Genomic DNA, 13,542 nt, shown 5'->3' with positions numbered 1-13,542 from the left:
GCGGGGGCGTCTCCGGGGGCGCGGGGAAGGGCGGAGGCGGGTGTCAGCGACGACACAGAGCGTCGTCGACGCTCCAGGAAGTGGCGGCGAAGAGCGCCAGGCTGAGAGTGCGTGCCGGTCCGTGCATGCGGACACGATAATCAGACAGATGGCCGACGTCGCCCCCTCGTCTCGCCATGCGGGACGAAAACCGTTGAGGAGTGAGACGACTCACGACGCGCGGCCGAAATCCGCTCGCCGGGGCCCGGGTCAGCCGGTAGACAGTGCGGGTGACGGACTCGAGACGCGCCGCGCCCCGGCTGCGCCCGGCGCGCGAGGCGGACGCCCCCTTCCTGGAGCGGATGCTCCTGGAGGCGTTCAACTGGGACCGGCCCCGCTTCACCCTCGCCGGGCTCCTGGCCCTGCCGCGGGCGGCGCACTACGTGGGCGGCTGGCCGCGGGCCGGGGACTTCGGCGTCGTCGCGGAGGACGCGCGGGGGCGCGAGCTGGGAGCCGCGTGGGCGCTCCGCTTCCCGGCCGGGGGCCCGGGCTACGGGCATGTGGCCCCGCACATACCGGAGTTGACCCTCGCCGTGGACGCCGGTGCGCGGGGCGGGGGCGTGGGCGGCGCGCTGCTCGACGCGCTGATCCCGGCGGCGGAGGAGAGGGGGTGCGCCGGGCTGAGCCTGAGCGTCGAGGACGGGAACCGGGCGCGGGGGCTCTACGAGGGACGCGGATTCGTGCCCGTGGGGCGTACGGGGGAAGCGAACATGATGCTGCTGCGCACCCGTACCCGCCTCAGATCCGCCAGCCCCGCAGCCGGTCCGCCACCGCGTACAGGTCCGCCCGGTCCGTGCTGATCTCCTTGATCAGCTCCGAGAGCGCCCCGTACGGCGGGTCTATGCCCTCGCCGCACTGCCCCATGTACTGGGCGGCGACCTGCGCCGCGTACAGGGAGTTGCGGTGCGGGAGGGGTTCGAGGCGGACGATCGTGTGGAGGAGGGCCGCCGCGCGCCAGGCCGCGTCGGGGTCCGAGGCGGCGAGGGTCGGCATGGTGGTGCGGTGCCGGGAGACGGCGGCGACGAGGGCCGAGTAGTCGGCGACCGAGACGTCCTCGGGTACGGCCTGCTCCTGGACGTCGAGGAGCCAGGCCACGTCCACGAACAGGGCCATCAGGCGACGCTCTTCCCTCCGCCGTGACCGCGCCCGTGCGGCTGCGCGCCCCCGTGGCCGGGTGCGCGCCGCCGCGGGGGTATCTCCGTGGGGAAGGCCGCGTCGAACTCCTCGCGCAGCCGGTCGCCCCAGTCCAGCGCCCCCGAGACGAACTGCTTGCGCTGGTGCTCCCGGACGCCGAGGTCGTGGAGGTACTGCTTGAGGCTCTTGCCCTCGGCCGCCGCGGCGGCCCTGACGCCCTCCAGTTCCTCTTCGGTGAAGGACACGTTGAGTGACGGCATGAGGGCCAGGGTACCTAGTCGGTACCAGCCCGTGAAGGGTAATGAGCCATCAAGTAAACCAGGGCACGGACAAGTTCGGTCCCGACGTGGTGGGATTCCGGTCATGACGGGTGACAGGACGACAGACGGGGCCGCGGACGGAGCGACGGGCCGGGCCGCGGGCGAGCTGATCGGTTCGGGACGCAGCGCCGACGTGTACGCGCTCGGCGAGGAATGGGTGCTGCGCAGGTACCGCTCGGCGCGGGACACCTCGCAGGAGGCGGCCGTGATGCGCCGCGTCGCCTCCTACGGCTATCCGCTCCCCGCCCCGCACCCGGGCCCCTTCGCCGCGAACGAGATGGTCGTGCGGCGGATCGCGGGGCCGACGCTCGCGCGCTCGCTCATGACCGGCGGCACGAGCGCGGCGGAGGGGGCCGCGCTGCTCGCCGGCCTTCTGCGCCGCTTGCACCGCGTCCCGGCACCCGAGGGCGCTCCCGCCGGACACCGGCTCCTCCACCTCGACCTGCACCCGGAGAACGTGCTGCTCTCCCCCACCGGTCCCGTCGTCATCGACTGGGAGTCGGCGGCGGTGGGCCCACCGGGTCTCGACTGGGCGTCCAGCGCTTTGATCCTCGCCGAGGCGAGCCTGCGGCTCGACGTCGCCGCTCTCGTCGAGCTGCTGCTGCCGGACTTCCTCGCGCTCGCCCCGCCGGAACTGGGCACGTACCTGACGGCGGCCAGGGAGCGTCGCGAGGCGATACCGGGGCTCACGGCGGAGGAACGCGCGCTCCCCGGTCGGGCGTTCGCGCTCCTCCCCCCTCTCTGACCGGGTGCGCGTGCTCGCTACGATGCCGAGCGGCAGCCGTAGACCGACCGACGCCCCCAAGACCGTAGGAGAGCCGGTTCGTGCGAGACATCGCCGTCTTCAGTGGTAGTGCCCATCCCGAACTCGCGGCGGAGGTGTGCCGGCACCTGGAAGTGCCGCTCTCGCCCGCGCGGATCAACCGCTTCGCCAACGACTGCCTGGAGGTGCAGCTGGAGGCGAACTGCCGGGAGCGGGACGTGTTCCTGATCCAGCCGCTCGTCGCGCCCGTGCAGGAGCACCTCGTCGAACTGCTCATGATGTGCGACGCGGCGCGTGGTGCCTCGGCGGGGCGGATCACCGTCGTCATGCCGCACTACTCCTACGCCCGTTCCGACAAGAAGGACATGCCGCGCATCTCGCTCGGTGGGCGGCTCGTCGCCGATCTCCTCGTGACGGCCGGTGCGAGCCGGGTCCTGGCGCTGACCCTGCACTCCCCGCAGGTGCACGGCTTCTTCTCGGTCCCCGTCGACCACCTGCACGCGCTGCGCGAACTCGCCACGCACTTCCGCAAGCTGGACCTGTCGAACACGACGGTGGTCTCGCCCGATCTCGGCAACGCGAAGGAGGCGGCGGCCTTCGCGCGGCTGCTCGGCACGCGGGTCGCCGCGGGCGCGAAGCAGCGTTTCGAGGACGACAAGGTGTCGATCAGCGCGGTCATCGGTGACGTCGCCGACCGCGACGTCATCGTCCTGGACGACGAGATCGCGAAGGGCAGCACGGTCATCGAACTGCTGGAGCGGCTGCGGGAGCTGGGGGCGCGTTCGGTGCGGGTCGCGTGTACGCACGGGCTCTTCGCCTCGGGCGCGCTCAAGCGGCTGAGCGAGCAGCCGGAGGTCCTGGAGATCGTGTGCACCAACTCGGTACCGGTCCCCGAGGCCGAGCGCACCGAGAAGCTGACGGTGCTCTCGGTGGCGCCCGCGCTCGCCGAGGCGGTGCGGCGCATCCACAACGGCGAGTCGGTGAGCGCGCTCTTCGACGGGCTGTAGGAGCCGGTCGGGCGGCGTGGCCGCGTCCAACGTCCCAGGTCGCGGCGGGTCACGGGTGGCGGCACGGGATGGTCCGTACGGGGGACGGGGCGAAACCAGGAGGGCGCTGAGCGGTTGTGCAGCGTGCCCCGCTCACGGGGCACCGGCCGCCCGGCCCCCCGGGTCCGCCGGGTGGTCACGCAGTCCGACTCATCAGGAGCACGTTTCATGAAGAAGTACCTCGCCGCCGCCGCGCTGTCCGCGTCCGTCGCCGGTGTCGCGCTGGCCGCGGCCCCCGCGATGGCGCTCGCCGACGACGGCGGCACCACCTCGGCGAGCGGCAACGGTGCCGTCGACGCGGTCGGCAACTCGACGACCGCCGGTGACCAGAGCCCGCAGGCCAGCCTCGTGAGCGACAGCCTCAACAAGCTGTGCCTGGGCGTTCCGGTCAAGGCCAACGCCGGTTCCCTCGTCGGTCTCCTCGTGCCGGTCGCCGTCCAGGACGTCAACGTCCTGTCCTCGCCGCAGAACCAGCAGTGCGCGGACAACTCCACGCAGGCGAAGGGCGACGAGCCCCTCTCGCACCTCGTGGAGGACATCCCGGTCCTGTCGGCGAACGGCGTGCGCAACGGCTGACCGCCCGCGGAGCCCGGTGGCCGGCTCCCTCCCGTACCCACGCCGTACGGGAGGGAGCCGGCCACCGGCGTTTCAGCCCCGCGCCGCCCGCGTCCGCGGCTCCCCCGCGCGTTCCGCGAGCCGCGCCCGCTGGGGCTCCACGACGTAGCGCGGGTCCTCGGTCGAGGCGACTCCGGCGGCGAAGACGCCGAAGCGGGTGCAGGCGGAGCCCGCGAGGAGCGCGAGGCCGCCGAGCGCGGTCCCCCTCCGGCCGAGGCGCGGACCGGCGAGCGCGGCGGCGGCGCCCGCGACGGTGAGCGCCCGGGCGGTACGGAGCAGGGTGCCCGCGCGGCCCTCGCGCCAGGTCGCCGCGACCGGCTCCCCGAGCGCCCGTTCCGCGCGGCGGCTCGCGAGGACGTCCCCGGCTGCGGCGAGGGCGGCGGCGCAGCGCGCGGGGCCGTGCTCGCGCGGGGGGCCCAGGACGAGGGCCGCGCCCGATGCCGCGGCGGTCGCCGAGGCGGCGAAGAGGTAGGGGAGTTCGCGGTGGACGCCGTGCCAGGCGGGCACGGCGGTGTCGGCCGCGAGCACGGCGGTGTACGTGGCGACGGCGGAGCCGGTGAGCGCGGCGCCGAGTGTCGCGGCGGTGCCCAGTGACCTCACGGCGCCGCGCGTCGCGAAGGGGCGCAGGCGCGGCGCACGACCCGCGACGTCGGTGAGCGCGGCGAGGCCCGCGCAGCCCCCGTAGCCGCTCAGGAGCCAGGAGCCGACGCTCATCGGCGAGGTGGGCTTGAGGACGCGCAGCATGTTGACGAAGCGGGCGGGGCGTCCGAGGTCGTGGACGAGGGCGGCGGCCGAGAGCCCGATGGCGCCGAGGGAGGAGAGCTTGAGCGCGCTCGCCGTCGTGTGCCGTCCGGTGAGATGGGCCCCGGCGGCGAGCACGGACCCCGCGCCCGCGAGGCCGCCCAGGAAGAAGTATCCGGCGATGTCGCTCGCGGCCCAGGACGGCCTCTTGAGAATGGGGCGCCCGTAGTACGAGGTGAACTCTGCCTTGGGCACGACGAGTTGTTCGCCGCGCTTGCCCTTGCGGCGGCGGGGACGCTCTGGCCTGCTCTCGGCGGGGGCGGTCATCGGCGGGCCTTCCGGAGTGCGGCGAGGGCTGCGGGCAGGGCGTGGGCCGTGGTCATCGTGGTGAGCAGGCCGAGTGCGGCGAGTCCGGCGTGCTTCCACATCGCGGGCAGGTCTCGGGTGGTGACGACGGGGTCCGGCGGGAGCCCGTAGACCTCGGGTTCGTCGAGGAGGAGGAAGAAAGCGCCGTCGCCGCCGACGCCGTCGTCCGGTTCGTGGCCGTAGAGGCGGGCCTCGGTGACGCCCGCCTCGTGGAGCTGGTCGACCCGCAGTGCCGCCCGTTCGCGGAGTTCGTCGAGCGGCCCGTACTGGATCGACTCCGTGGGGCATGCCTTGGCGCAGGCGGGTTCCTGCCCGGCGCCGAGCCGGTCGTAGCACATCGTGCACTTGAAGGCGCGGCCGTCGCCCTCGCGTTGCTCGATGACGCCGTAGGGGCAGGCGCTGACGCAGTAGCCGCAGCCGTTGCAGATGTCCTGCTGGACGACGACGGTGCCGAACTCGGTGCGGAAGAGGGAGCCGGTGGGGCAGACGTCGAGGCAGGCGGCGTGCGTGCAGTGCTTGCAGACGTCCGAGGACATGAGCCAGCGCACCCCCTGCGCGGGCGGTCCCTGCGCCGGGTCGGCGAGCGGGAGGCTCGTGCGGTCGCCGGGCCCTGGCGGCTCGGTGACCTCGACGGGACGAGCCTGTTCGACGAAGGCGACGTGCCGCCAGGTCGAGGCGCCGAGGCCCTGCGTGTTGTCGTAGGACATGGCGCTCAGGCTCAGTCCGTCCTCGGGGACGGTGTTCCACTCCTTGCACGCCACTTCGCAGGCTTTGCAGCCGATGCACACGGAGGTGTCGGTGAAGAAGCCGACGCGGGCGGGGGCTTGCTCGTAGCCCGCGTCGGCCGCCGGGTCGGGTTCGGGGCCGGAGAGAAGGCGGTCCGTGGTCGTGTCGGTCATCGGGTCTCCTCGGCGTGCGGGCGCTCGGTGCCGGTGCGCGCGGTGATCCCGGCGCGGCGGCGGTAGTCGGCGACGAGGGCGGGCAGCGCGGGCCCGCGGGGGCGGCGGCCCGCGCGGATGTCGGCGGTGAGCGCCTTGTCCTCCTGGATGTGGGCGTCGGCGTCGAGGCTGATCGCCATGAGTTCGTTGGCGGCGTCGCCCGTGACGACACCGTTGGGGCCCCAGTGGAAGGGCATCCCGATCTGGTGGATCGTGCGGCCGTGCACGCGCAGGGGTTTCATGCGCTCGGTGACGAGGACGCGGGCCTCGATGGCGTTGCGGGCGGTGATGAGCGTCGCCCAGCCGCCGTGCGTGAGGCCGCGCTCCGCCGCGAGTTCCGGCGAGAGTTCGCAGAAGAACTCCGGTTGCAGTTCCGCGAGATAGGGCGACCAGCGGCTCATGCCGCCCGCCGTGAAGTGCTCGGTGAGGCGGTGGGTCGTCAGGATGTAGGGGTAGACGTCGCTGCCCGGTTCCTCGCCGCTCGGGTGGTAGCGGTTGCCCTCGTGGGAGAAGACCTTGCGGGCGGGGGCGCGCGAGACGGCGCCGTAGAGGGGGTTGCGGAACGGCGAGTCCTGCGGCTCGTAGTGCGTGGGCAGCGGCCCGTCGTCGAGCCCCGCCGGGGCGTAGAGCCAGCCCTTGCCGTCGGCCTGCATGATGAACGGGTCGTCCCCGGCGAGCGCTTCGACGCCCTCGGCGTCCTCGGGCGGTACGTGCCCGGGGGCGAGGCCCGCGGGGAAGTCGGGCACGTCGTCGCCGGTCCACTCGCCGGCCTCGGCGTCCCACCACACGTACTTCTTGCGTGTGCTCCACGGCGTTCCGTCCGGCGCGGCGGAGGCGCGGTTGTAGAGCATGCGGCGGTTGGCGGGCCAGGCCCAGGCCCACTCCCCCGCGACCGGGCCCTGCTCCGCGGCGGGAGGGCGGCGCGCGGCCTGGTTGACGCCGTCGGCGTAGATGCCGCAGTAGATCCAGCAGCCGCAGGAGGTGGAGCCGTCGTCCTTGAGCTGGGTGTACGCGGACAGCGGCCCGCCGCCGCGCACCTTGCCGTTGATCTCGGCGAGGACCGCCTCCGCCACCGGTTCCTTGAGAGGGCCTTCGACCGGGTAGTCCCAGGTGACGTCCTGGACCGGCTTGTCGCGCGGGTCCGTGGAGGCGGCGAGGCGTTCCTTGACGCGGCGGCCGAGGTGGTACATGAACCACAGGTCGCTGCGGGCGTCGCCCTCGGGTTCGACGGCGGCGTGCCGCCACTGCACCCAGCGGTTGGTGTTGGTGAAGGACCCGGACTTCTCGGTGTGCGCGGCGGCGGGGAAGAAGAAGACCTCGGTGGGGATCTGCTCGGTGCGCAGTTCCCCCGTCTCGATCTCGGGGCCGTCCTGCCACCAGGTGGCGGACTCGATGAGGCTGAAGTCGCGTACGACGAGCCAGTCGAGCTTCGCCATGCCGAGGCGTTGCAGGCGGGTGTTGGCGGAGCCCACGGCGGGGTTCTCGCCCATGAGGAAGTAGCCCTTGCAGGTGCCGTCGAGCTGCGCCATGACGGTCTCGTAGGTGTTGTGCGCGCCGGTGAGCCGCGGCAGGTGGCCGAAGCACCACTCGTTCTCCTCGGTCGCCGCCTCACCGAACCAGGCGGTGAGGAGGCTGACCATGTAGGCGCGCATGTCGGCCCAGTAGCCCTTGTCCGTGCGGGTCGCCTCGATGAACGTGTCGAGTGTCTGGTGCGCGTGGGCGTGCGGCATGGGCAGGTAGCCGGGCAGGAGGTTGAAGAGCGTCGGGATGTCGCTGGAGCCCTGGATGGAGGCGTGGCCGCGCAGCGACATGATGCCGCCGCCGGGGCGGCCGATGTTGCCGAGGAGGAGTTGGAGGATGCTCGCGGCGCGGATGTACTGCGAGCCGACCGTGTGCTGGGTCCAGCCGACCGCGTAGCAGAAGGCGGTGGTGCGCTCGGGGCCCGAGTTGCTCGTGACGGCCTCGCACAGTTCGTCGAAGAGGGCGCGCGGGATGCCGCACGTCTCCTCGACGAGTTCGGGCGTGTAGCGGGCGAAGTGCCGCTTCAGCACCTGGTAGACGCAGCGCGGGTGCTGGAGGGTCTCGTCGCGGGGCGGGCTGCCGGGGGCCTTGGCGCCGCCCGAGCCGTGCGCCTCGGAGCCCGCGTAGTTGCGCGCCCGCTCCTCGTACAGCTCGTCGGCGTCGCCGGCCGGGGCCTGCACCTCGACGCCCTCGTACTGCCAGCTCAGCGGGTCGTACCGCCCGGTGTCCGGGTCGTAGCCGGAGAAGAGCCCGTCGAGGTCCTCGGTGTCGCGGAAGTCCTCGCTCACGAGGCTCGCGGCGTTGGTGTAGTGGACGACGTACTCGCGGAAGTCCTTCTCCTCGGTGAGCACGTGGCTGATGAGCGCGCCGAGCAGGACGATGTCGGTCCCGGCCCGGAGCGGGATGTGGGTGTCGGCGAGGGCGCTCGTGCGGCTGAAGCGCGGGTCGACGTGGATGACCTTCGCGCCGCGCTTCTTCGCCTCCATGACCCACTGGAAGCCGACGGGGTGGGCCTCGGCGAAGTTGGAGCCCTGGATGACGATGCAGTCGCTGTGCCGCAGGTCCTGGAGGAACGTCGTCGCGCCGCCGCGGCCGAAGGACGTGCCGAGCCCGGAGACGGTGGAGCTGTGGCAGACACGGGCCTGGTTCTCGACCTGCACGACGCCGAGCGCGGTCAGGAACTTCTTGATGAGGTAGTTCTCCTCGTTGTCGAGCGTCGCGCCGCCCAGGCTCGCGATGCCCATCGTGCGCGCGGTGCGCACCCCGTCGCGCTCCCACTCCCAGGTCTCCTCGCGGGTGCGGACGACGCGCTCGGCGACCATGTCCATGGCCGTCTCCAGGTCGAGCGGCTCCCAGTCGGTGCCGTACGGCCTGCGGTAGAGGACCTCGTGGCGGCGCGCCGGGCCCGTCGTGAGCTGGAGCGAGGCGGAGCCCTTGGGGCACAGGCGGCCCCGGCTGACGGGCGATTCGGGGTCGCCCTCGATCTGCACGACCTTCTCGCCCTTGACGTAGACCTGCTGGCCGCAGCCGACGGCGCAGTAGGGGCACACCGAGCCGACGACGCGGTCCGCGCTCGCGGTACGGGGCCGCAACCGCTCGCTCGCGGGCGAGCGCGCGGCATGCCCCCGGCCGAGCGGGTCGGTGCCGGTGAGCTGCCGGTAGACCGGCCAGTCGGTGATCCAGGTGCGCAGGCCCATCGCGTACTCCCGTGACGGCGGCTCCGGCCGGGGCCGGACTGTTCCCCTCCCGACCCTCCCCGTGAGCGCGGGGTCCTGCGAGCGGGCGGGCCCCGGGCGGGTGGCGCGGCTTCGACCCGCGCCCGGGGACGGGGTGGCGGGTGCCCGCTCGTGGGGCGCCGAATCCCGGCCGGGACGAATTCGTGGCAGATGCATGAATCCTGGCGGTCGTCAGGCCGAACGGGTGGGGGTCGAGTGTCGCTTTCGCACGCGCGCCCGTGTCACGTTTCGGTTACTTCGCCGTGCCCTTCGTCTGTCCCGCTGGGCATCGCTCGTGTCCGGGGACGCGGCGCAGAGCGGGACGGGACGGGACGGGACGGACGTTTCACCAGGTGAGAGGGGCCTTGCCGGACCCACCGGTCACAGGACGGGAACGGCGACCCCATAGAGTGCCCGTCATGACGGAGGGGATACGCACCGCCCCCGGCGGTGTGCAGGCTCGGGGGCGGCACAAGAAGAAGAGCGGACTCGCACGTTCCTCGCTGCTCATGGCGGCCGGCACGATGGCGTCCCGCGCGACGGGACTGATCCGCCAGGTGCTCCAGGGGGTCGCACTCGGCACGGGTCTGCTCGCGAGCACGTACAACACGGCGAACACGGTTCCCACGAGCTTGTACACGCTGCTCATCGGCGGCGCGCTCAACGCGGTCCTCGTGCCGCAGCTGGTGCGTGCCAGGATGCGGGACGCCGATGGCGGTCTCGCCTACGAGCAGCGACTCGTCACGCTCGTCCTGGTGGTGCTCGGCATCGGCTCGGTGGCGGCGGTGCTCGCGGCGCCGCAGATCGTCAGCGTGTACCTGCCCGACACCCCGGACCAGCACGAGGCGTACCAGCTGACGGTGACGTTCGCGCGGTACCTGTTGCCGCAGATCTTCTTCTACGGGCTGTACGCGATCTACGGGCAGGTGCTCAACGCGCGCGAACGCTTCGGCGCGATGATGTGGACGCCCGTCCTCAACAACTTCGTCCTCATCGCGATGTTCGGCGGCTACCTGACGCTGCTGACGGTGCCCTCGGACGTCGCGGGTGTGACGGCGCTGCACGTGCGCTGGCTCGGGATCGGCACGACGGGGGCGCTCGCCCTGCAGGCGCTCGCGCTCATCCCCTTCGCGCGCGCCGCCGGTTTCCGGTTCCGGCCGCGCTTCGACTGGCGCGGCACTGGTCTGGGCCCGTCGCTCGCCGCGGCGCGGTGGACGCTGCTCTTCGTCCTCGCGAACCTGACGGCGATGACGGTCGTGACGCACTACGCGAACCTCGTCGACACGCAGGCCCCGGACGCGGGCGCGGGGTACTCGGCGTACTCGTACGCGCAGACGATCTGGATTCTGCCGCAGTCGCTCGTGACGGTGTCCGTGGTGACGGCGCTGCTGCCCCGGCTGAGCCGCGCGGCGGCGGCGGGCGAGCTGAGACAGTTGCGCGGGGACCTCGCGCGGGCGCTGCGCATGACGAACGCGTTCATCGTGCCGGCCGCCTTCCTCTTCGCGGCGCTCGGCCCGGAGATCGCCGTGCTGCTCTTCCAGCACGGCGCGGTGAAGACGACGGTGCCGCTCGGTCAGATGCTCCAAGTGCTCGGGCCCGGGCTCATCCCCTTCTCGATGCAGTTCGTGCTCCTGCGTGGTTTCTACGCCTTCGAGGACACGCGGACGCCGTTCTTCATGGCCGCGCTCATCGCGGCGGTGAACATCGTGCTCGCCTACGCGTGCCACGTGCTGCTCCCGGCGAAGTCGGCGGTCGTCGGGATGGCGGCGGCGTACGGCGTGAGCTACCTCGTGGGGCTCGTGGTCACGACCAAGCTGCTGCGCAAGAAGACCCGCAGACGGCTCGGCGGCAAGCTCGTCTCGGCGCACCTGCGCCTCTTCGTCGCCTCGGGCGTGGCCGCGATCGCCGCGGCGGCGGTGGTACGGGTCGCCGAGCGGCCGGGCACGGTGGGCCTCGCGATCGCCCTGGTGGCGGCGCTGCTCGTGGCCGGGATCGTGTACCTGCTGTTCGCGCGGGTCCTCGGCATCCGCGAGCTGGACCGCTTCACTCGCAGGAAGACGGCCTGAGGGGGCGGGGGCGGCCGGCTCCCGCGCCGGGCGCCGGGACCCGCGGTCCGCACCCGCGACCGCCCCGCGCGGAACGCATGGTGCACCCTTCACACGGGGTCGGTTCGGCGGAGCGTCCACGGGGCGCGCTCTCGGTGGGCGTGATCACGGTCACGTCCAGCAGGCAGAGCTGCTACTGACGGAGTTTCGCCAGCAGGTCCCGCGGGCTCGGTGTCCCGGCCATGCGCGTTCCTCTCTGTCTCAGCCGTTCCGGAGGGTGATCTCACTGGTGATCTCGACGCATCCGCCGATGCTGCGGGCGACCGGGCAGTAGCGGGCGTGGACCTCGTGGGCCCGGCGCGCTTTGGCCTCGTCGACGCCCTCGCCGAGCGCCAGCGTGTAGACGACGTGGATCGCCTGAACCCGGATCACGCCCCCGTCGACGACGAGCGAACCCGTTCCCTCGGCGGTGAGTTCGCCGTCGGCGGTGCTCTGCCCCAGCGCACCGAGGCGCCCCCCGAGGGTGCCGGCGAGGCAGGCCACGGTGGCACCGACGAGGTAGTCCAGCGTGGTTGCCATCGGCTCGAACTGACCCTCGGTCAGCTTGTAGTGCGCGGCCACCTCGTCCCGGACACCCATGGGGACCTGCCGCGCGGTCAGCGGCAGGCCGACGAGTTTCGCGCGGCCGGGGGCGCTGGTGACACGGACGATCGAGGTGCCGAGTAGTTCATCGGACGTGGTCACTGCGAGTCCTCCATCGAGGTGGCGGATGCGGGGTCGCCGACGAGCGGAAGCGCTAAAGTACGCCTCGGGGCGTACCTAGGAAGGTACGCATCGACGTGTACCTTGTCCAGGGGATGGAAGTGATGGCGAAAGACGAGTTGGCGCATCCGCCCGTCGAGGAGTTGCGGGTGGGGCCGATCCTCTCGGCGCTGGCCGACGCCAAGCGGCGCCGCGTCGTGGCCGAACTGGCCGAACGGCCGGACGAGGAGCGGCTGTGCGCCTCCTTCGAGCTCACGGTGAGCAAGTCCAGTCGCACCCGGCACTGGCGAGTGCTGCGCGAAGCGGGCCTGGTGTACCAGCGGGACGCCGGTAACGGCCTGTACATCCGGCTGCGCAAGGCGGACCTGGACCGCCGGTTCCCCGGCCTCATCGAGGCGGTGGTCGCGGCCGACTGACGGCGGGCGCAGGCCTTAGGCGGGTGACGCCGTCGAGGTGGCCGAGGCTCGTCGCCGGTGCCGGGTGGCCGGGCGCTGGGCTTAGGCTCGCGCCCATGACCGCTGACGCCGCGCCCGCTCCCGCACTCCCCCGCTATCAGGACGTCGTGGCCGCCGCCGCGCGCATCGCCGGTGTCGCGCACCGCACGCCGGTGCTGCGCTCGCGGCTGCTGGACGAACGCACGGGCGCGGAGGTGCACTTCAAGTGCGAGAACTTCCAGCGGATGGGCGCCTTCAAGTTCCGCGGCGCCTATCACGCGCTGTCCCGGCTCGACGCCGGGCAGCGGGCCGCGGGGGTCGTCGCGTACTCCTCGGGCAATCACGCGCAGGCGGTCGCGCTCGCGGCGCGGCTGCTCGGCATCGAGGCGACGATCGTGATGCCCGAGGACGCCCCGGAGAGCAAGCTCGCGGCGACGCGGGGCTACGGCGGCAAGGTGGTGCTCTACGACAGGTACGCGGGTGACCCCGCCCCCATAGCGGCGGACCTCGCCGCCCGGCACGGGCTCGTCTTCGTGCCGCCCTTCGACCACCCCGACATCATCGCGGGCGCGGGCACGGCGGCCCTGGAGCTGTTCGAGGAGACGGGACCGCTCGACGCGCTCTTCGTGCCGCTCGGCGGGGGCGGACTGCTCTCGGGGACCGGGCTCGTCGCGCGCGAGGTGGCCCCCGGGTGCGCGCTGTTCGGGGTGGAGCCGGAGGCGGGCGACGACGGCAGGCAGTCGCTCGCGCGCGGCGAGATCGTGACGATCGAGCCGCCGCGCACCCTCGCGGACGGGGCGCAGACCCTCGCGCTCGGCCAGCTGACCTTCCCGCTCGTCAGGGAGGCGGTGACGGACATCCTCACGGTTCCCGACGAGGCGCTCGCGCCGTGCGTGCGGGACGTCGCGACGTATCTCAAGCTCGTCGTGGAGCCGACCGGCGTGCTCGGGCTCGCCGCGCTGTACGCGGAGGCGGAGCGGTGGCGCGGGAAGCGGGTCGGGGTGGTGGTGAGCGGCGGGAACGTGGACCTCGCGCGGTACGCGGGGCTGCTCGCGTCGTAGCCTCGAAGGCGCGGGGTGCCACGGGGCACGCCGCGCCCGAGG

Annotated in this window: 13 protein-coding genes; 7 read left to right on the top strand and 6 right to left on the bottom strand. The window is 72.9% G+C overall.

Annotated features, from left to right (window positions below):
- The first annotated feature begins 269 nt into the window (after positions 1–269).
- Positions 270–839: a GNAT family N-acetyltransferase gene (locus ACIP4O_RS17345; RefSeq protein ID WP_401575306.1), complete on the top strand. Its 570-nt coding sequence runs from the start codon at positions 270–272 to the stop codon at positions 837–839.
- Here the strand turns inward: ACIP4O_RS17345 and ACIP4O_RS17340 are convergent.
- The gene (locus tag ACIP4O_RS17340) at positions 778–1,152 is read right to left on the bottom strand and encodes a toxin Doc (RefSeq protein ID WP_361324542.1); all 375 of its coding nucleotides are present in this window, start codon (positions 1,150–1,152) and stop codon (positions 778–780) included. The genes ACIP4O_RS17345 and ACIP4O_RS17340 overlap by 62 nt on opposite strands.
- Entirely contained in the window at positions 1,152–1,433 is a 282-nt protein-coding gene (locus tag ACIP4O_RS17335; RefSeq protein WP_361324539.1) for a hypothetical protein, read from the bottom strand. The genes ACIP4O_RS17340 and ACIP4O_RS17335 overlap by 1 nt, the downstream gene beginning before the upstream one ends.
- 103 nt (positions 1,434–1,536) lie before the next feature.
- Here ACIP4O_RS17335 and ACIP4O_RS17330 point away from each other — a divergent pair, with 103 nt between their 5' ends.
- The 3 genes from ACIP4O_RS17330 (at position 1,537) to ACIP4O_RS17320 (ending at position 3,878) form a co-directional block, all read left to right on the top strand.
- Positions 1,537–2,238 (top strand): phosphotransferase family protein, encoded by a 702-nt coding sequence (locus ACIP4O_RS17330; RefSeq protein ID WP_401575305.1) that lies wholly within the window; start codon positions 1,537–1,539, stop codon positions 2,236–2,238.
- Between the two features lie 80 nt (positions 2,239–2,318).
- The gene (locus tag ACIP4O_RS17325) at positions 2,319–3,263 is read left to right on the top strand and encodes a ribose-phosphate pyrophosphokinase (protein ID WP_164291623.1); all 945 of its coding nucleotides are present in this window, start codon (positions 2,319–2,321) and stop codon (positions 3,261–3,263) included.
- A 207-nt stretch (positions 3,264–3,470) separates the two neighbouring features.
- Positions 3,471–3,878, top strand: a complete 408-nt coding sequence (locus ACIP4O_RS17320) for a rodlin (protein ID WP_361324532.1) — start codon at positions 3,471–3,473, stop codon at positions 3,876–3,878.
- A 72-nt stretch (positions 3,879–3,950) separates the two neighbouring features.
- Here ACIP4O_RS17320 and nrfD read toward each other — a convergent pair whose 3' ends face one another.
- From nrfD to fdh, 3 genes are all read right to left on the bottom strand, one after another.
- On the bottom strand, positions 3,951–4,913 hold the full coding sequence (gene nrfD / locus ACIP4O_RS17315; protein WP_401575504.1) for an NrfD/PsrC family molybdoenzyme membrane anchor subunit: 963 nt from the start codon (positions 4,911–4,913) through the stop codon (positions 3,951–3,953).
- A 68-nt stretch (positions 4,914–4,981) separates the two neighbouring features.
- Positions 4,982–5,923, bottom strand: a complete 942-nt coding sequence (locus ACIP4O_RS17310; RefSeq protein ID WP_401575304.1) for a 4Fe-4S dicluster domain-containing protein — start codon at positions 5,921–5,923, stop codon at positions 4,982–4,984.
- Complete coding sequence (fdh, locus tag ACIP4O_RS17305) at positions 5,920–9,180, bottom strand: formate dehydrogenase (protein WP_401575302.1); 3,261 nt, start codon at positions 9,178–9,180, stop codon at positions 5,920–5,922. Before fdh ends, ACIP4O_RS17310 begins: the two co-directional genes overlap by 4 nt.
- Before the next feature lie 437 nt (positions 9,181–9,617).
- Between fdh and murJ the strand changes: the two genes are divergently transcribed.
- Positions 9,618–11,264: a murein biosynthesis integral membrane protein MurJ gene (murJ, locus tag ACIP4O_RS17300; RefSeq protein WP_401575301.1), complete on the top strand. Its 1,647-nt coding sequence runs from the start codon at positions 9,618–9,620 to the stop codon at positions 11,262–11,264.
- A gap of 240 nt (positions 11,265–11,504) precedes the next feature.
- Here murJ and ACIP4O_RS17295 read toward each other — a convergent pair whose 3' ends face one another.
- Complete coding sequence (locus ACIP4O_RS17295) at positions 11,505–11,987, bottom strand: OsmC family protein (protein WP_401575300.1); 483 nt, start codon at positions 11,985–11,987, stop codon at positions 11,505–11,507.
- 95 nt (positions 11,988–12,082) lie between these two features.
- On the opposite strand from ACIP4O_RS17295, the gene ACIP4O_RS17290 reads away from it, so the two are divergent.
- Both ACIP4O_RS17290 and ACIP4O_RS17285 read left to right on the top strand, forming a co-directional pair.
- Entirely contained in the window at positions 12,083–12,421 is a 339-nt protein-coding gene (locus ACIP4O_RS17290) for an ArsR/SmtB family transcription factor (protein ID WP_401575299.1), read from the top strand.
- 95 nt (positions 12,422–12,516) lie between these two features.
- Entirely contained in the window at positions 12,517–13,500 is a 984-nt protein-coding gene (locus ACIP4O_RS17285; RefSeq protein ID WP_401575298.1) for a threo-3-hydroxy-L-aspartate ammonia-lyase, read from the top strand.
- The last annotated feature ends 42 nt before the right edge of the window (positions 13,501–13,542 follow it).

Source organism: Streptomyces sp. NPDC088923 (assembly GCF_044749745.1).
In the GTDB taxonomy this organism is placed as follows: Bacteria; Actinomycetota; Actinomycetes; order Streptomycetales; family Streptomycetaceae; genus Streptomyces.
Note: the sequence above shows the minus strand (reverse complement) of the source record. Positions and strands in the feature narration are given on the sequence as shown.